Origin of the sequence: Comamonas sp. UBA7840 (genome assembly GCF_002501455.1) — a bacterium.
Lineage (GTDB): Bacteria > Pseudomonadota > Gammaproteobacteria > Burkholderiales > Burkholderiaceae_C > Comamonas > Comamonas jiangduensis.
In genome coordinates, this window is record NZ_DLTI01000022.1 from 85927 (window position 1) to 101844 (window position 15918).

Consider the following 15918-nt stretch of genomic DNA (forward strand, 5'->3'; position numbering starts at 1 on the left):
AGCTGCCAGCGCCTTCGAAACAACAAACTTAGACGACTTTCAACACCAAGTCATTACTAGTAAAGCGCTAACCGCTATTCTTTTCATATCACCCAGTCTGGGGCTGGGTGCTGGTGCAGTTCTGCGCGCAGACGTGCGTAGTCTGGGCATGCCGATGCGACGACCGCCCAAAACCTGGGGCTATGGTCCATCACGCGCAGGTGCGAGAGTTCGTGAATCACCACGTAATCCAGCACTGGCAGGCGAAAGTGCAGCAGCCGCCAGTTGAGCATGATGCCGCCATCCGCCTTGGCGCTGCCCCAGCGGGTGCGTGCATTGGACAAGCGCAGGCTGTGCCACTGCACGCCCAATTCGGGTGCAAAGCGCTGCAGGCGTTCAGTAAATACGGCCCGTGCATGGCGCAGCCACCATGCATTGACTTGCGCGCGCACGCTGGAGCCTGCTGCATCGGTGGGCAAGTTCACATGCAACGCCCAGCGCTGCTCTCCCACGGCCAACAACTCGCCGCCCCGTGGGGCTGCTGGGTGCAAGTGCAGTTGCAGCACGCCGCCCAGATACGGCAAGTAGGCACCGTGCTGCCAGGCAATCTGCGGCACTTGCTGGTTGCGTGTTTCGCGCTCACCCAGCTTGGCAAGTACCCAGCGCGCCTTCTCCTGCAACACTGCTTCAATGTTGGCCATGCTGGCGCGCAAGGGCGCGCGTACGGTCAGGCCGCTGTCACTGACCTCAAGCCCAATGCTGCGCCTGCTGCTGCGCACCAGCCAATAAGCCACGCGGGCACTGCCCAGTGGGGCGGTGTGCGTGGCTTTCGGGTGGGCAAACTCCAAGGGGCTCAAGCTTGACCGTCGTTGCTGATGGCTGCGGTAGCTGCCGGGTAGGCCTCGGGGTCCAGACGGCGCATTTCGGCTTCGATCCAGGCTTGCACTTCCACCATCAGCTCTTCGTGCTTGCGCCCTGCGCTGGCAATCATCGGGCCCACCGATACATCCACCACACCGGGGGTTTTCACAAACGATTTGCGCGGCCAGCATTTGGCAGAAGTCACGGCAATCGGCACCACGGGAACGCCCGTCATGATGGCCAAACGGGTTGCGCCGGTTTTGTATTCGCCCACTTCGCCACGGGCAACGCGGGTGCCTTCGGGGAACATGATGACCCAGATACCTTGCGCCAGCAGACGCTTGCCTTGCTCCACCACCTTGTGGAACGCACGAGAGCCATGCTTGCGGTCAATGTGAATCATGTCCAGGCTGCCAATCGACCAGCCAAAGAAGGGGATGCTCAGCAGCTCTTTCTTGAACACATAGGCCAAAGCGCGGGGCATGATCGCTGGCATCAAAAAGGTTTCGTAGGTCGATTGGTGCTTGCACAGCAGCACCACGCCTTGCTGCGCATCCGTAGGCAGGTTTTCCATGCCTTGCACACGGTATTTCACGCCACAAAACCATCCAGCGCTGTCCACACTCAGCTTGAGCCACGCGCGGGCAATCTTCCAGCGCAGCGCTGCAGAGCCACCGAACAGGCGCACGATCAAAATCAGCAAGGTATAAGGAACGACAGTGATGCCCATCCACAGCATGTGGATCACAGAGCGAATAAACGACATGAAGGCAGTCCTAACGATAGGCCAGTGTCAAAAACAGAGAGTGTGCACCAATTAACCCGTAACCACGGGGGCAGGAGGTGGCACCTGCACATCGGGCGCCAGCGCATCGGCCAGCGCTTTCCAACTGGTGTAGCGCGGTATATGTGACGCCATGTCGGAGGCAGGCGTTTGCTCATCCAGCTGCAAGCAGATCACATGGGCATGCATCGCTTCACCAGCCTGCAAATGCTTGGCGTTTTGCCCAACCACCCACACTTCGTGCGGCTCTGCACCGTACCGGGCAGCCACTTGCTGCAGCAAGCCGGGCGCAGGCTTGCGGCACGCGCAGTGCTCTTCCGGCGTGTGCGGACAAAAAAACACCGCCTCGATGCGCGCCCCGGCAGCAGCCAGCTCCCGCTGCATGCGCAAATGAATGGCGTTGAGGTCATTCACATCAAAACTGCCGCGCCCCAGACCAGGCTGGTTGGTGGCCAGCGCGACATGCCAGCCGCCACGGTTGAGCTGTGCCACCGCTTCCAGCACCCCTTCTTGGGGCGTCCAGTCCTTGAGCGCCACAATGGAATCCTCGCCCTCCATATTGAGGGTACCAATGCGATCCAAGATAGCGAGCTTCATAGGCAATAAGCAGTCAATGCAAGCAATCGGCACATGATAAAAGCGGCGGTGCCAGGGTTATGAAAACCCCAAGCACCACCGCTTTTTGTCGGTCACCGCGCTTGGGTTAAGCGCCGGTCCAACGGCGCAATGCCAGCGATGCGTTGGTGCCACCAAAGCCAAAGCTGTTAGACAAGACCGTGTTCAACTGCGCATCGCGGGTTTGGGTTACCAAAGGCATCGCACCCAAAGCTTCATCGGGGGTTTCCACGTTCACAGATCCCGCGATGAATTGCTTGTTGAGCATAATCAGGCAGTAAATCGCTTCCTGCACACCCGTAGCTCCCAGCGAATGCCCCGTCAACGACTTGGTCGACGAGAAAGGCGGTACCTTGTCACCGAACAAGGCCTGCATGGCACGCACTTCTTGCATATCACCCACCGGGGTCGATGTGCCGTGGGTGTTGATGTAGTCGATCGGTGCGTTCACTGTTTCCAGGGCCTGCTTCATGCACGCCACAGCACCGTCGCCCGATGGAGCCACCATGTCTTCACCGTCGGAGGTCGCGCCAAAGCCCACCACTTCGCCCAAGATGTGGGCGCCGCGTGCCAGTGCATGCTCCAGGCTTTCCAGCACCACAGCGCCGCCACCGCCAGCAATCACAAAGCCGTCACGGTGGGCATCGTAAGCACGCGAAGCCTTCTCGGGTGTTGCGTTGTATTTGCTGGACATGGCACCCATGCCATCAAACAGCAACGACATCCCCCACGACAGCTCTTCGCCGCCGCCTGCAAACATCACGTCCTGCATGCCCCAGGCGATTTGCTGGGCCGCAGCGCCAATGCAGTGCGCCGATGTCGAGCATGCCGATGTGATGGAGTAATTGATGCCCTTGACCTTGAAATTGGTCGCAAGACAAGCCGATACCGTTGAGCTCATACAACGTGTGACCTGATAGGGCCCCACGCGGCGAATGCCTTTCTCACGCAGCGTATCTGCCGCTTCGATCTGGTTGGCAGGTGATCCACCGCCCGAGCCCATGATCAAACCAGTGCGCGGGTGGCTCACCATCTCTGGAGGCAAACCTGCTTGTGCAATGGCGTCTTCCAGCGCGATCTGCGCGTAAGCCGCTGCATCGCCCATAAAACGCAACTGCTTGCGGTCAATGCGCGCTTCCACGTCGATCTCGGGAATGCCAGCCACTTGACTGCGCATACCCAGTTCTGTGAACTTGGGCATGGCTTTGATGCCGGATCGACCTTCGCGCAGCGAAGTCTCCACCGTCGCCAAGTCGTTACCAATGCACGAGACAATGCCCGCGCCCGTGATCACTACGCGTTTTGTCATGCCGCAGTCCCTTGACCGTCACCTTCACGCAGGAACAACCCTACGCGCAGGTCGTTGGCTACATAGATTTCCTTGCCATCCGCAAATAGGCGCGCATCGCCAATCGCCATGTTCAGCTTGCGCTTGATGACGCGCTTGATGTCGATTTCATAGCGCACCAGCTTCACGTCGGGGCCAACTTCCCCCGTAAATTTCACTTCGCCAGCACCCAGCGCACGGCCGCGACCGGGCAGTTGCAGCCAAGTGAGATAAAAGCCAATCAGCTGCCACATGGCGTCCAAACCCAAGCAGCCGGGCATGACGGGGTCACCTTGGAAGTGGCACTTGAAGAACCACAAATCGGGGTTGACATCCAATTCAGCTACGATTTTGCCCAGTCCATGCGCGCCACCATCTTCAGAGATGTGTGTGATGCGATCAAACATCAGCATGGGAGGCAGAGGCAAACGTCCGCTATCGGGCTTAAACAACTTGCCTTCACCAGAAGCGATCAGTTGTTCATATGAAAAAGATTCAGCCATTTTCTAACTTGCTCCGCAGCGGCTGAGCCGCTACTTGGTTTCTCGTGTATGTGATCGCGACAGTTTAAACGCGTGCTGCGCACAGCCGGACATTATGGAAGTTCACAGCCAGCTTGGCGGGCGAAAGCCCACGCAATCTTCACATAACGTATCAATCACACCCTGTTTGCTCAAATTTTCTTGCGTTGCTTGGCACACCAAGCTACGACAACCACGCAAAACAGCCACAACGGCCATAACCCCCAGTGCGATACCCAGCGCGCAAAAGGTGTGATGCCGTCTCGCCCATGCACCTGCGCCAAGAGCACGTCGCGGGTGTAGGGCTGCAAAGCCGCTTGCACCGCGCCGCGGTGGTCAATCACCGCCGTAGCTCCTGTATTGGTAGCACGCAGCATCGGGCGTTCAAACTCTAAAGCGCGCATGCGGCTGATCTGCAAGTGCTGATCTACCGCAATGCTGTCGCCAAACCATCCAATATTGCTGACATTGACAAATACTGTCGGAGCCTTAGAAACATCAGCAAAGCGTGCTCCTAATTCTTCTCCGAATAAGTCTTCGTAACAAATATTGGGCGCCCAGCGCTCACCCCGCCAGACAAAAGGTGCCTGACCCACGCTGCCGCGCGAAAAGTCACCCAAGGGTATGTTCATCATGCGAACAAACCACTGAAACATCGGAGGAATGAATTCGCCAAAGGGCACCAAATGGTGCTTGTCGTACCTATATTCTGGCATTTCCCCGGGCATCCAGCCCACGACGGCATTGCTATAGCCCCGCACTTCATTACCCAAAGGGATGCCGATCAATCCGGCCGATGTGCTTTGGGGCTGCCGATACGGCGCAGAAATTGCTTTCCAATACCCTGCTGGCAACTGCTGCGGCAGCAACGGAATCGCGGTTTCCGGCGCTACCACCAGTTCCGCCTGCGGATGCAGCAAACGCTCGCCATACCACTGCAATGCCTGCTCGACCCCGCTGCCGGGTATGAATTTTTCATCTTGCGCAATATTGCCCTGCAGCAAGGCCACCGTCACAGCGGGGCGTTCGGGTGATTGGGCGGAATCAGACATTTGGGCCTGCTGCTGACTCCAGCCAGCGCCTAACCATACCGTACACCCAACCAAGCCGACACCCACTAACTGCAGTTTTTGGGACCACAAAATGCGCGACTGCGCCACGCCCATCGCCAAGGCTGCAGCTACCAGCCCGGTGCCATACACACCGAACCAGCGGGGCCAGGCCGACAAAGGCCCCTCCACATGGGCATAGCCCACCGCGCCCCAGGGAAAGCCTGTCCACAGCGTGCCGCGCGCCAGCTCTGCCAACGTCCAGCATGCGGCAAACAGCATGACGGCGTGCCAGCCCGGTCGTGCCCAGCGCTTCCACAGCCAAAGCGCAACCGCGTAATAGCTGCCCAAAAAAGCCGCCAGTGCCAGCACCGCAACCACGGCCAAAGGCGCGGGCAAGCCACCATAGGTGTGCATGGAAATAAACAGCCACCAGAAAGTGGCGGTCAGCCAGGTGGTGGCAAACAGCCCCGCCAGCCATGCCACTTGCTTGGCGCTGTGCGCGCGTTGCACACCGACACACAGCACGCTGAGTGACAGCAGTTGCAGCCACCACAGCGGCTGCCCATTCGAAGGCCATGCCAGTGAGGCCGCTTGCAGCGCACCCGAGCCCACCATGGCTACCATCCAGCCCCAGAGCTGGGTGCGCTGCGCTGGCGCCGGGGCCACTGCGCTCATGCAGTGCGCTCCTGTGGCCAGTCATCAGATACACGGGTGACCTGAAACCACCGCACCGCACCACCTTTGGCATGCAGCACCGTCAACTTCAACCCCGCAGCCTGCAGTGACTCACCACGCTTGGGCAATCGCCCCATTTCATGGCTGACCCAGCCACCAATCGTTTCGAATGTATCCACGCCGTCTTCGCTGGGGAAAGTCACGCTGAACGCCTCTTCCACACGTTCGAGCGGCGTATGACCAGCCACGCGGTAGGTGTTGTCAGCCAGGGCAAAGATGTCGCCATCCTCTTCAGGCACATCGAACTCGTCTTCGATTTCACCCACTATTTCTTCGAGCACGTCTTCCATCGTGACCAGGCCCGCCACGCTGCCAAATTCGTCCACCAAAATGCTCATGTGGTTGCGATTGGATCGAAATTCGCGCAGCAGGTCGTACAAGCCTTTGGTCTCAGGCACAAACGTTACGGGCCGCAGCAAGGCACGCACATTCATGGTGGGAGAGCGCTGCAGCTTGAGCAAGTCTTTGGCCATCAAAATGCCAATGATGTTGTCACGCTCGCCTTCGTAGACCGGGAAACGAGAGTGGGCCGTGCGGATCACTTGCACCAGCATCTCGGCGTAGGGAGCTTCGATGTCCAGCAGGTCCATGCGAGGAGCGGCCACCATGATGTCGCTGGCGGTGCGGTCTGCCATGCGAATCACGCCTTCCAGCATGACGCGTGCTTCGGTGCCAATGACTTCGTTGTCTTCGGCTTCGGCCAGGGTTTCGATCAACTCATCCTTGGAGTCGAGCCCCGGATGAATGAATTCGACAATTTTTTGCAGGAAAGTGCGCTTGTCTTCGCGCTCAGCATGGCGCGCAGGATGCGGGTCAGACACAGTCTTTCAGTGCAGGACGTGCGGTAGTGAATAGGGCCCCAAGGATAGCGGATTCCCGTGCCCCAGCAATGACCACCTGCGGGTAACCGCGCCTGCTACACACATTTAAGGCGCTGACTTATGGCGCCCCTCGCGCACCCCTTGGCGAATTTCCTGCACATCCGCCAAGATGCTCCAAAACTGCTTGGCCTGTTTTTTGAACTGGTAGTCCACCTCGGCGACTTGGTTGTCCCACAGCTCTGAAACTTGGCTCTCCAGCCCTGCTGCGGGCAGCTGCAAATAGGCTTCGGATTCGGTGCCATCGCGTTTGACGCGAGCGCCTGCATTGCGCGCAATCTTGAGCATGGGCGTGTTCTCGCTCAGCGCGTGAATGAACATCATCTCCACACCCTTGTTGCGTGAGTGCAGCATTGCCCGTGCAAACAAGCGGGTGCCCAGCCCCAGCCCCCGTGCAGTTTTCAGCACGGACACGCCAAATTCCGCGCAATTGCTGTGTTCGGCCAAGTCCACATAGGCCAGGTGCGCCATGGCAATCAGCTCCAGGCGGCGATTGAAGATGCCAAAAATATCGTCACGCGCAAAGTTCAGGTTGTCGGCATAGCGCACCACCTGCTCATCATTGGCGGCATAACCAAAGCGCAGGTAGCGATCGCTTTGGTCCAGCTTGAGCAAGTGCGCGCGGATGCGCGCGCGGTGGCGCTCGGACAGCTCGCGAATCGGCACCATGCTGGGCACGCTGCGCTTGGCCGATGCCTTGCGCAGCCATTGCTTGCTGGCTTTCCAAGGAGAAGTGATCCAACGGAGGGGCTCTGTCATGGTCAAAGTCCTGTGCGAGAGGCTTGGCGCGTGGTTTCAGCCATTGCACCACACTTTGATATCTATCCGGTGCGCAGCCTAAACCTAGGGTTTACGTGTATTTGCTGCATTGCAACATAAAACCTTTACCCTGGATATGAAGGGGCCCAAACTTGCCGGGGTGGCGTGCCCCGAACGCGGCTTTTGCACCACAAAAAACAGCGCCCGTAGGCGCTGTTTTCCATGTCATATCAAAAAGTGAGCTGCCGGCGCTTTATTAACGACAATTTCAAATTCAAAGCACGTTGAAGTGCTTATAAATAATACGAGAGTAGCTATCTTTTTATTTTTACACGGGCACTGAGGTCGTCGCCTTCACGCGGTCCAGCACAAAGCTGGTTTTGCAATCCGATACGCTGGGGTGCTTGAGCAAGGTTTCCATGATGAAGCGGCTGTAGTGCTGCATATCAGCCACCACTACGCGCAGCAGGTAATCCATCTCACCGGTCAGTGATGCGCACTCCACCACTTCGGGCCAGTTTTGCACGCTTTGCTTGAACGCATCCATGGGGTTGCGCTTGTGGGTTTCAGAGCTTTTTTCCAGCCGCACGTTCAAATATGCCGTCAGGCCCAGCCCCACTTTTTCAGGAGGCACCAAGGCCACGTAGCGCTCGATCACCCCTGCTTCCTCCAGCCGCTTGACGCGGCGCAGCACCGCGCTGGGCGAAAGGCCCACCTGCTCGCCAATCACGTCATACGTTTCACGGCCATTTTCCTGCAGCCGGCGCAGGATGGATCGGTCAAGCTTATCGAGGGTGTGTTCTGCAGTCATGTGGTGGAATTTTAGGGAGGCAATCAGTCATATATAAGAGTTGGCTGCAGATTTTTGCAAACAAGCATTACCTCACGCCTTTATTTTGATATTGCAGCGCCCGTGCTAACCCTCTGTTGCGCCGCTTCCTAGGTAAAGCCCCATCCCCAAATCAGGTGCAGCCTTCAAGAATGTTTGCGGGCATCGGAACTTCTGCAATGAAAGGCACTGACATGGATCGACTGTGGTTGAAGGAATATCCCGCCGGGGTTCCTCACGATATCAAGCCTGAGGAATACAGCTCCGTCGTGGAACTGCTGGAAGATTCATTGAAGAAGTATGCCGATCAGCCCATCAGCGTGTGCATGGATGTGTGGATGAAGTATGGCGAGCTGGACAAGCTCTCCCAGCAGCTCGGTGCCTGGCTGCAAAGCCTGCAGCTGGAACCCGACGCCCGGGTTGCCATCATGCTGCCCAATATTCCGCAGTTTGCCGTCAGCATGGCGGGGGTGCTGCGCGCGGGCTACACCTGCGTCAACGTCAATCCGCTGTACACCGCGCGTGAGCTGGAGCACCAGCTCAAAGACTCTGGCGCCACGGTCATCATCATCTTGGAGAACTTCGCGCACACCTTGGCGGACGTGATTGGGCGCACGCGTATCCAGCATGTGTGCATGACCGCCATGGGCGACCTGCTGGGCGCAGCCTACGGCGCATGGATCACGTTTGCCGTACGGCACCTCGCCAAAATGGTGCCCAAGTACGAAATTGCGCTGGATGGCCGCAGCGTCACGCCCTTCAAGAAAGCACTGTCCATCGGTGCTGGCAAGCCGCTGCGCAAACCCTCCGTCAACCACGACAGCATCGCCTTTTTGCAATACACCGGGGGCACCACGGGCCTGTCCAAGGGGGCGATCCTCACCCACCGCAACATCATTGCCGCCACCTTGCAGGCCGAAGCATGGTTTGCGCCGGCCTACCAGGGGCAACCCAACCTCAGCAAGTTGCACAGCATTGCCGCCTTGCCGCTCTACCACATCTTTGCCCTGACCTTGCTGCTGCTGGCGCTGCGCCAAGGCTCCAGCCTGAGCCTGATTCCCAATCCGCGCGATATTCCCAAATTTGTCGAAGTGCTGCGCAAGCGCCCCTTCCACACCCTGCCGGCCGTGAACACCTTGTTCAACGCCTTGCTGCAAAACGAGAAGTTCCGTGCCATCGACTTCTCCGCGCTGGCCGTCTCCCAAGCGGGGGGCATGGCCGCCTCGGAAGGTACCGCCAAGCAATGGCAAAAAGTGACCGGCAAAGTCATGATTGAGGGCTGGGGCATGAGCGAGACGTGCGCGATTGGTACCAACAACCCCGTCACCGCCACCCACTTCAGCGGCACGATTGGCCTGCCCCTGCCGGGCATTGATATCGCTATCAAAGATGATGATGGCAACAACGTCCCACAAGGGCAAAACGGCGAAATCTGCATCAAAGGCCCGAACGTCATGCGCGGCTATTACAACCAGCCCGAAGAAACCGCCAAAGCCTTCACCGCCGATGGCTTTATGCGCACCGGTGATATCGGCGTGATGGACGAGCGGGGCTACACCAAGATCATTGATCGCAAGAAAGACATGATTTTGGTCAGCGGCTTCAACGTCTTCCCCAACGAGCTGGAAAACGTCATCTCGCTGTGCCCCGGTGTGGTGGAATGCGCTGCCGTGGGGGTGCCCGATGAACACTCGGGCGAAGCGATCAAGGTGTTTGTCATCAAAAACGACCCCTCGCTGACCGAAGAGCGTTTGATGCGCTACTGCCACGACAACCTGACAGGCTACAAGCGCCCCAAATACATCGAGTTTCGCGAAGAATTGCCCAAGACCAATGTGGGCAAAATTTTGCGCCGCGAACTGCGTAACACCCCCGCCGCTGCCAAGGCGCCAGCCCCGCATTGAACATGCCCGCCACCACCTCAACACCGGGCCTGTGGCCCGGTATGTTTTTCCTGGAAAGAGGCTGGCTGTCTGCCAACAACATCGTGTTTGTGGATGCACACAGCGCCGCCGTGGTAGACACCGGGTACTGGGTGCACGCCGCACAAACCGTGGATCTGGTGCGCAGCACCATTGGTGGCAAGCCACTCACGCACATCCTCAACACCCATCTGCACAGCGACCACTGCGGCGGCAACGCGGCCTTGCAGGCGCAGTGGCCCAGCGCACAAACCTGGATTGCCCCGGGCCAAGCGCAGCATGTGGCGCAGTGGAACCCTGTTGCGCTGAGCTACACCCCAACCGGCCAGACATGCCCGCCCTTTCAGGCACAGCATGTGCTGCAACCGGGCACCGACATCCAACTGGGCGCGCAAACCTGGCAAATCCATGCTGCGCCGGGACATGACCCGCACTCCATCATCTTGTTTGAGCCTGAACGCCGCATACTGATCTCAGCCGACGCGCTCTGGGAGCACGGCTTTGGCGTGGTCTTCCCGGAAATTGAAGGCATCCAGGCGTTTGAAGAAGTCACTGCCACCCTAGATGTGATTGAAGCCTTGCAACCCGCCTTGGTGCTGCCCGGCCACGGCCCCATGTTCAGCGATGTTTTCAGTGCACTGACCACGGCCCGCCAACGCCTGCAAGGCTTTGTGCAGCGCCCTGAGCGCCATGCCCGCTACGCGGCCAAGGTGCTACTCAAATACAAGCTGCTGGAGTGGCAAACCCTGCCGCTGCAGCAAGCACATGACTGGTGTTTGCAAACCCCCTACATCGGGCTATTGCACGCCCAGTATTTCGCGGCGCACACACTGCAGGCTTGGCTGGATCAGTTGGTGCAAGAACTCGTGGGCAGTGGCGCAGCCGCCATCGAGCAGCATGATGGCACCACCATGCTGTGCAACCGCTGATTGCTGTGCCGCTGTCTTGCGGGCACAACTCCCCACTGCCCCGCCCACAATCGGTTAAAAGACCTGCGTACACGCTGCTGCTCCAGGCCCTTCGGCTTTCAGGCTGCTACGGTGCGTTCAGAGCAGCAGAAAAGAAAGCAGGGAGATATTCACCATGGAAATTGCACTGGTAGGTTGCGGCGCTATCGGGCGCAGCGTACTGACGCTGTTGGAGCAGTACCCCCACGTACACCCCAAGTGGGTGGTGGTGTCACGGATCACGCCACAGCTGCTGGAGGCGCTGGCAGATTTAGCACCGGGCGCGCAGCTCGTACACGCTCTCCCAGACACTGCGCACCCCGCTCTGTTGGTGGAGTGCGCCGGCCACAGTGCGATTGCGCAGCATGTGCAGCCCGCGCTGGAGCGCGGCATTGCTTGCGTGGTGGCCTCCATCGGGGCTTTGAGTACGCCCGGCATGGCGCAAGCCCTAGAGGCCGCCGCCGCAGCAGGCAACACCCAGATACAGCTGGTATCTGGCGCGATTGGAGGCGTGGATGCCCTGTCTGCCGCACAGCTCGGAGGGTTAGCTCAAGTGATCTACACCGGGCGCAAACCGCCTTTGGCATGGGCGGGTACCCCCGCTGCAGCATGGTGTGAGCTGGCCAGCCTGCGCGAAGCAGTGTGCATTTTTGAGGGCACCGCGCGCGAAGCTGCCTTGCGTTACCCCAAAAATGCCAATGTGGCCGCAACGGTGGCACTGGCCGGGCTGGGGCTGGATCACACCACGGTGCGCCTGTTTGCCGACCCCGCCGTCGACACCAATGTGCACCACATCCAAGCCCGCGGTGCTTTTGGCTGCATGGAACTGACTTTGCAAGGCAGGCCCTTGGCGGCCAATCCGAAAACATCCGCCCTGACGGTCTACAGCATCGTGCGCGCCATCGTGCAACGCACGGGCAGGTGGGTGATGTAAGGGCTGCGGCCTACACCCCTCGTCCCTCACCGATCGGCGCAGCACAGAACGCTGCAGCAGATACAGCGCTCCACGCAAAAATGGCTGCCATGCGGGCAGCCATTTTTAGGGGGGCGTAAATTCAACTTACGGCAAATCGCGGTTGTATTCCGCCATGGTCACCTTCGGGCCTACGGTGCCCAGCCGGGCTTTGAGCGACTGGGGCTGGCCGGTAATCAAGGCCGCGTAGTTGGTGGTGTTGGACAGTACCTTCTTCACGTAATCACGTGTTTCCGTGAAAGGCACATTTTCGGCCCAGATCGCACCATCCAGCACGGGGCCATTGCGCCAATTGCGCGGGCGACCTGGCCCCGCGTTATAGCCCGCTGCGGCCATCGGCATAGAGCCATCAAAGTCATCCAGCGCCAGCTTCAGGTAGGACGTGCCGATGACGATGTTCACATCGCGGTCGTTGATCATGCTGGGCTGAAAGTCCGTCATGCCAATTTTCTTGGCCGTCCAACGGGCCGTGGCGGGCATCACCTGCATCAAACCCGATGCCCCCACGTGTGAGCGCGCATCCATGATGAAGCGGCTCTCCTGGCGGATCAAGCCATACACATAGGCCGGGTCCAGCCCAATATTCTTGGACTGCGCAATTACGGCATCGTGGAATGGCATGGGAAAACGCTGCTTCCAGTCGATCACCTCGCGGGTGCGCTCACTGGTGTTGATACAGCGATCCCACACCTGCTGTTTGCACGCCAAGTCGGCCGCCGCCAGCAGTTCGCGGTCGGTCATTCCGCCGGGAATGTGCAGTCCCACGGTGTAATTCCACTCGCGCACACCTTCGCTGCGCAGCCCCATGTTGATGGCATACAGCGCACGCTGCAGCCCAGGATTTTGGGCCGCAGCAGCTTGCTCTTGCGGTGTCAGCGGCTGGGGCGCAGGCGGCATCTGTACCACTTGCCCCAAATCTTCCAGCGCCAGCTTTTCATAGAAGCCCTTCACGCTGGCAATGCTTTGCAGCAAACGCTGCGCTTCGGCCTGTTCGGCCTGGCTCACGTGGCGGTCATTGAGCAAAGCGCGCGCCTTCCAGTAGACCCAGGCGCTGTCAGCTTGCAATGCAGCGGGCATGGCATCGATCGTCTTGCGCACGGCTTTCCAGTTGCCGGCGCGCAAATTGGCGCGCACCATCCACTCCTGCGCCTCTTCGGACATGCGCTCGGACTTGCCAGCCTTGGCAAAGTAGTCCACGGCATCGCTGGACAAGCGGCGTGCGCTGACCTTGCCGATCACCCCCCACACCCAGTCGCGCTCTTCGGCGCGCAGCTGGCTGCCCCAGCGCGTGTCCATCAAATTGGCGGCTTGTTCCGGGTCATTGCTGGCAATGCGGATCAGCGCCAGCGAAGCCAGCTCGCGGCGTGTGTCGCCACGCACCTTGCTGGTGCCTGCCAGGTATTTCGCGGGCGATGCAAACACTTCGCTCACATGCTGCAAAGCATCCGGCGCGACGATGGCCACGGCACGGCGCGCACCGGTCTGGCGGTTCAGCTCTGCGGACAGGCGTGCGCGCTTCCAGATGTCGTTGTCGTCAAGCTTTTTGATGGCATACAGCTCACTAGCGGCATAGGTGCAGCCGTCATCGGCATCGCGCTGCCCATGCCACAGGCGCACCACTTCTTGCGTCGCGTGCTCGGGCTGGCGCTGCTCAATGGTTTGGATGGCCAGGTCATAGCACCGCACTTCCTTGTCGTCGTTCATGCGGTACTCGGGCAGCATGCGCGCAAAGTCATTCCACTGGCGGCGCTGTCCCAGCAGCAGCAGCCAGTCGTTGCGCAGCCGGTCTTCTTGGTAAGTGCCACGCCAACGTTGTAAAAACGCATCAACCTCGGACGGTGCTGCCGTGTTCAAGCGTGCCTTCAATTCCCAGTACGCCGCCCACGGCTCCAGCGGGTGGCCTGCCGCCTGTGGAAGCAACGCAGAAAGCCGCGCTTTGTCACCTTTGCGCGCTGCTTCCTGCATTTGCAGCAAAACATTGTCCGCCGCTGTTTGGGCTGCTGCCCAAGAAACGGGAAGGCTTAAAAGTGCGGCCGCGCAAAGCGGTGTCAGAATCTTGTGCAATTGCATGGGGGAATTATGTGATGGACAAAACGGCCCTTCGACGCACTTTGGTACAGCAACGCCTGAATATGGCAGACCGCCTACAGTGCGCAGACGATTTACAACGCGTGATGCGCATTTGGCTGGTGCATCGCCCCGATCTGGTCATAGGTGCTTACTGGCCGATCAAGGGCGAATTTGACCCCTTGCCGGTGCTGCACCGCTGGAAAGAGGATGGCGAATTGCTCGACAAACCCCAGCGCCGCCGCATTGGCCTGCCGGTGATCGACAAAGTCACCAAGACCATGCGCTTTCACGCCTGGCACCCCGGCTGCCCGATGGAAGAGGATGCCTACGGCATTCCCAAACCCAAAGACACCGAGGTGATTACCCCCTCTTTGCTGTTTGTGCCCTGTGTGGGTTATGCCCCCGGCGGCTACCGTCTGGGCTATGGCGGTGGGTTTTATGACCGCACGCTCTCCAGCCTCAGCCCGCGCCCGTTCACGGTGGGGCTGGGCTTTACGCAGGGTTTTATTGAAGATTTCCTGCCAGAACCCCACGATGTGCCGTTAGACGCCATCCTGAACGACAACGGCGTCGTTTGGCCGGTGTGATGGTGTTTAGACTGTTTGTATGCCTGTTCGCAAAAAGAAATCGGTTCCCCAGCGTCTGCTGCTGCAGCGCCCCCCGCTAACCCCCATGCACGAGCCGCTCACGCCTGACGAAGTGCAACGCCTGCAGCGCCACATGCGCAAGCATGGCCCACGCAGCCTCACGCCGCGCCAGCACGATGCCATCTGGGACTTTCTGTTTGACTTGCCCGAGAGCCAGGTGTGGCTGTCGCACATGGTGGAACAAACCCAGGCCGCCCAGGCCAGTTTGCGCCCCCGTGCAAAAAAAGAAGCTTAAGGCGCTGTTACTGCAACGGTTTTCAATAGTTATCCACCTCAGACCTAAGCATTACAAGCGCTAGGCGCTATGTTTTCCTTTAAGGAGCGCACCATGCTGCAGCTGTACATTGGCAACAAGAACTACTCCTCATGGTCGATGCGCCCCTGGGTGGCGATGCGCCAGTTGGGCATCGCCTTTGAGGAAGTCATGGTGCGCTTTGACAGCTTTGCGCCCAACTCCCAGTTCAAGCAGACCATGCGGGCGCTCAGCCCCACGGGCAATGTGCCGCTGCTGGTGCACGACGGCCTGGCCGTGTGGGACACGCTGGCGATTGCCGAATATCTGGCAGAAACCTTCCCCCTCGCCGGCGTGTGGCCCCGCGCAGTGGACGACCGGGCCCGCGCACGCAGCCTGTGCGCAGAAATGCACAGCGGCTTTACTGCCCTGCGCAGCCACTGCCCCATGAACATCGAAGCCCATCTGCCCGAGGTGGGGGCCAAGGTCTGGGCCGAGCAAGCCGGTGTGCGCGCGGATGTGGCGCGCATCGTCGAGATGTGGAGCACCCAGTTGCAAACCCACGGCGGCCCCATGCTGTTGGGCGCTTTCAGCATGGTCGATGCGTTCTTTGCCCCGGTGTGCATGCGCCTGCACACCTACGACCTGCCCGTGCCACCCGCCATTCGCGCCTACATCGACCGCGTGCGTGCCCTGCCCGCGGTGCAGGAGTGGAGCCGCGCCGCACTGGCCGAGCACGACTTTGTGCCAGAAGACGAGCCTTACCGTACGCAGCGCTAAGCGCTTG

Annotated in this window: 16 protein-coding genes; 6 read left to right on the top strand and 10 right to left on the bottom strand. The window is 59.5% G+C overall.

Features of this window, described 5'->3' with window-relative positions; translation table 11 throughout:
• Positions 1-83 precede the first annotated feature (83 nt).
• The 9 genes from B3R00_RS07495 to B3R00_RS07535 all read right to left on the bottom strand — a co-directional run bounded on the left by B3R00_RS07495 (position 84) and on the right by B3R00_RS07535 (position 8322).
• Positions 84-836 (bottom strand): M48 family metallopeptidase, encoded by a 753-nt coding sequence (locus tag B3R00_RS07495; RefSeq protein WP_286998411.1) that lies wholly within the window; start codon positions 834-836, stop codon positions 84-86.
• Positions 833-1606: a lysophospholipid acyltransferase family protein gene (locus B3R00_RS07500; RefSeq protein ID WP_219162840.1), complete on the bottom strand. Its 774-nt coding sequence runs from the start codon at positions 1604-1606 to the stop codon at positions 833-835. The genes B3R00_RS07495 and B3R00_RS07500 overlap by 4 nt, the downstream gene beginning before the upstream one ends.
• 51 nt (positions 1607-1657) lie before the next feature.
• Entirely contained in the window at positions 1658-2221 is a 564-nt protein-coding gene (locus tag B3R00_RS07505) for a D-glycero-alpha-D-manno-heptose-1,7-bisphosphate 7-phosphatase (protein ID WP_286998412.1), read from the bottom strand.
• Between the two features lie 106 nt (positions 2222-2327).
• Complete coding sequence (gene fabB, locus B3R00_RS07510) at positions 2328-3548, bottom strand: beta-ketoacyl-ACP synthase I (protein WP_286998413.1); 1221 nt, start codon at positions 3546-3548, stop codon at positions 2328-2330.
• A complete protein-coding gene (gene fabA, locus B3R00_RS07515) occupies positions 3545-4069 on the bottom strand; it encodes a bifunctional 3-hydroxydecanoyl-ACP dehydratase/trans-2-decenoyl-ACP isomerase (protein WP_219162843.1) in 525 nt (174 codons plus the stop codon). The genes fabB and fabA overlap by 4 nt, the downstream gene beginning before the upstream one ends.
• A 170-nt stretch (positions 4070-4239) precedes the next feature.
• A complete protein-coding gene (lnt, locus tag B3R00_RS07520) occupies positions 4240-5814 on the bottom strand; it encodes an apolipoprotein N-acyltransferase (RefSeq protein WP_286998414.1) in 1575 nt (524 codons plus the stop codon).
• Positions 5811-6695 (bottom strand): HlyC/CorC family transporter, encoded by an 885-nt coding sequence (locus B3R00_RS07525; RefSeq protein ID WP_286998416.1) that lies wholly within the window; start codon positions 6693-6695, stop codon positions 5811-5813. Before B3R00_RS07525 ends, lnt begins: the two co-directional genes overlap by 4 nt.
• Before the next feature lie 105 nt (positions 6696-6800).
• Positions 6801-7511: a GNAT family N-acetyltransferase gene (locus B3R00_RS07530; RefSeq protein WP_286998418.1), complete on the bottom strand. Its 711-nt coding sequence runs from the start codon at positions 7509-7511 to the stop codon at positions 6801-6803.
• A gap of 328 nt (positions 7512-7839) precedes the next feature.
• The gene (locus B3R00_RS07535) at positions 7840-8322 is read right to left on the bottom strand and encodes an Lrp/AsnC family transcriptional regulator (protein WP_219162845.1); all 483 of its coding nucleotides are present in this window, start codon (positions 8320-8322) and stop codon (positions 7840-7842) included.
• Positions 8323-8534: 212 nt separating this feature from the next.
• Here B3R00_RS07535 and B3R00_RS07540 point away from each other — a divergent pair, with 212 nt between their 5' ends.
• The 3 genes from B3R00_RS07540 to B3R00_RS07550 all read left to right on the top strand — a co-directional run bounded on the left by B3R00_RS07540 (position 8535) and on the right by B3R00_RS07550 (position 12143).
• Positions 8535-10244: an AMP-binding protein gene (locus tag B3R00_RS07540; RefSeq protein ID WP_286998552.1), complete on the top strand. Its 1710-nt coding sequence runs from the start codon at positions 8535-8537 to the stop codon at positions 10242-10244.
• 2 nt (positions 10245-10246) lie between these two features.
• Entirely contained in the window at positions 10247-11191 is a 945-nt protein-coding gene (locus B3R00_RS07545) for an MBL fold metallo-hydrolase (RefSeq protein ID WP_286998419.1), read from the top strand.
• Between the two features lie 154 nt (positions 11192-11345).
• Positions 11346-12143, top strand: a complete 798-nt coding sequence (locus B3R00_RS07550; protein ID WP_286998420.1) for an aspartate dehydrogenase — start codon at positions 11346-11348, stop codon at positions 12141-12143.
• 126 nt (positions 12144-12269) lie between these two features.
• On the opposite strand, the gene B3R00_RS07555 is transcribed toward B3R00_RS07550, so the two are convergent.
• Positions 12270-14252, bottom strand: a complete 1983-nt coding sequence (locus B3R00_RS07555; RefSeq protein ID WP_286998421.1) for a lytic transglycosylase domain-containing protein — start codon at positions 14250-14252, stop codon at positions 12270-12272.
• Between the two features lie 14 nt (positions 14253-14266).
• Between B3R00_RS07555 and B3R00_RS07560 the strand changes: the two genes are divergently transcribed.
• The 3 genes from B3R00_RS07560 (at position 14267) to B3R00_RS07570 (ending at position 15911) form a co-directional block, all read left to right on the top strand.
• Complete coding sequence (locus B3R00_RS07560; protein WP_219162849.1) at positions 14267-14839, top strand: 5-formyltetrahydrofolate cyclo-ligase; 573 nt, start codon at positions 14267-14269, stop codon at positions 14837-14839.
• A gap of 19 nt (positions 14840-14858) precedes the next feature.
• Positions 14859-15134, top strand: coding sequence for a hypothetical protein (locus B3R00_RS07565; protein ID WP_284213054.1), 276 nt, complete (start codon positions 14859-14861; stop codon positions 15132-15134).
• Positions 15135-15227: 93 nt separating this feature from the next.
• Positions 15228-15911, top strand: coding sequence for a glutathione S-transferase family protein (locus B3R00_RS07570; RefSeq protein ID WP_286998423.1), 684 nt, complete (start codon positions 15228-15230; stop codon positions 15909-15911).
• The last annotated feature ends 7 nt before the right edge of the window (positions 15912-15918 follow it).

Excerpts from the sequence above, each read along its gene's own strand:
- lnt (WP_286998414.1), bottom strand. The coding sequence starts at position 5,814 with ATGAGCGCAGTGGCCCCGGCGCCAGCGCAGCGCACCCAGCTCTGGGGC.
- fabB (WP_286998413.1), bottom strand. The coding sequence starts at position 3,548 with ATGACAAAACGCGTAGTGATCACGGGCGCGGGCATTGTCTCGTGCATT.
- B3R00_RS07555 (WP_286998421.1), bottom strand. The coding sequence starts at position 14,252 with ATGCAATTGCACAAGATTCTGACACCGCTTTGCGCGGCCGCACTTTTA.
- B3R00_RS07540 (WP_286998552.1), top strand. The coding sequence starts at position 8,535 with ATGGATCGACTGTGGTTGAAGGAATATCCCGCCGGGGTTCCTCACGAT.
- B3R00_RS07500 (WP_219162840.1), bottom strand. The coding sequence starts at position 1,606 with ATGTCGTTTATTCGCTCTGTGATCCACATGCTGTGGATGGGCATCACT.
- B3R00_RS07535 (WP_219162845.1), bottom strand. The coding sequence starts at position 8,322 with ATGACTGCAGAACACACCCTCGATAAGCTTGACCGATCCATCCTGCGC.
- fabA (WP_219162843.1), bottom strand. The coding sequence starts at position 4,069 with ATGGCTGAATCTTTTTCATATGAACAACTGATCGCTTCTGGTGAAGGC.
- B3R00_RS07570 (WP_286998423.1), top strand. The coding sequence starts at position 15,228 with ATGCTGCAGCTGTACATTGGCAACAAGAACTACTCCTCATGGTCGATG.
- B3R00_RS07565 (WP_284213054.1), top strand. The coding sequence starts at position 14,859 with ATGCCTGTTCGCAAAAAGAAATCGGTTCCCCAGCGTCTGCTGCTGCAG.
- B3R00_RS07530 (WP_286998418.1), bottom strand. The coding sequence starts at position 7,511 with ATGACAGAGCCCCTCCGTTGGATCACTTCTCCTTGGAAAGCCAGCAAG.
- B3R00_RS07545 (WP_286998419.1), top strand. The coding sequence starts at position 10,247 with ATGCCCGCCACCACCTCAACACCGGGCCTGTGGCCCGGTATGTTTTTC.
- B3R00_RS07505 (WP_286998412.1), bottom strand. The coding sequence starts at position 2,221 with ATGAAGCTCGCTATCTTGGATCGCATTGGTACCCTCAATATGGAGGGC.
- B3R00_RS07560 (WP_219162849.1), top strand. The coding sequence starts at position 14,267 with ATGGACAAAACGGCCCTTCGACGCACTTTGGTACAGCAACGCCTGAAT.
- B3R00_RS07550 (WP_286998420.1), top strand. The coding sequence starts at position 11,346 with ATGGAAATTGCACTGGTAGGTTGCGGCGCTATCGGGCGCAGCGTACTG.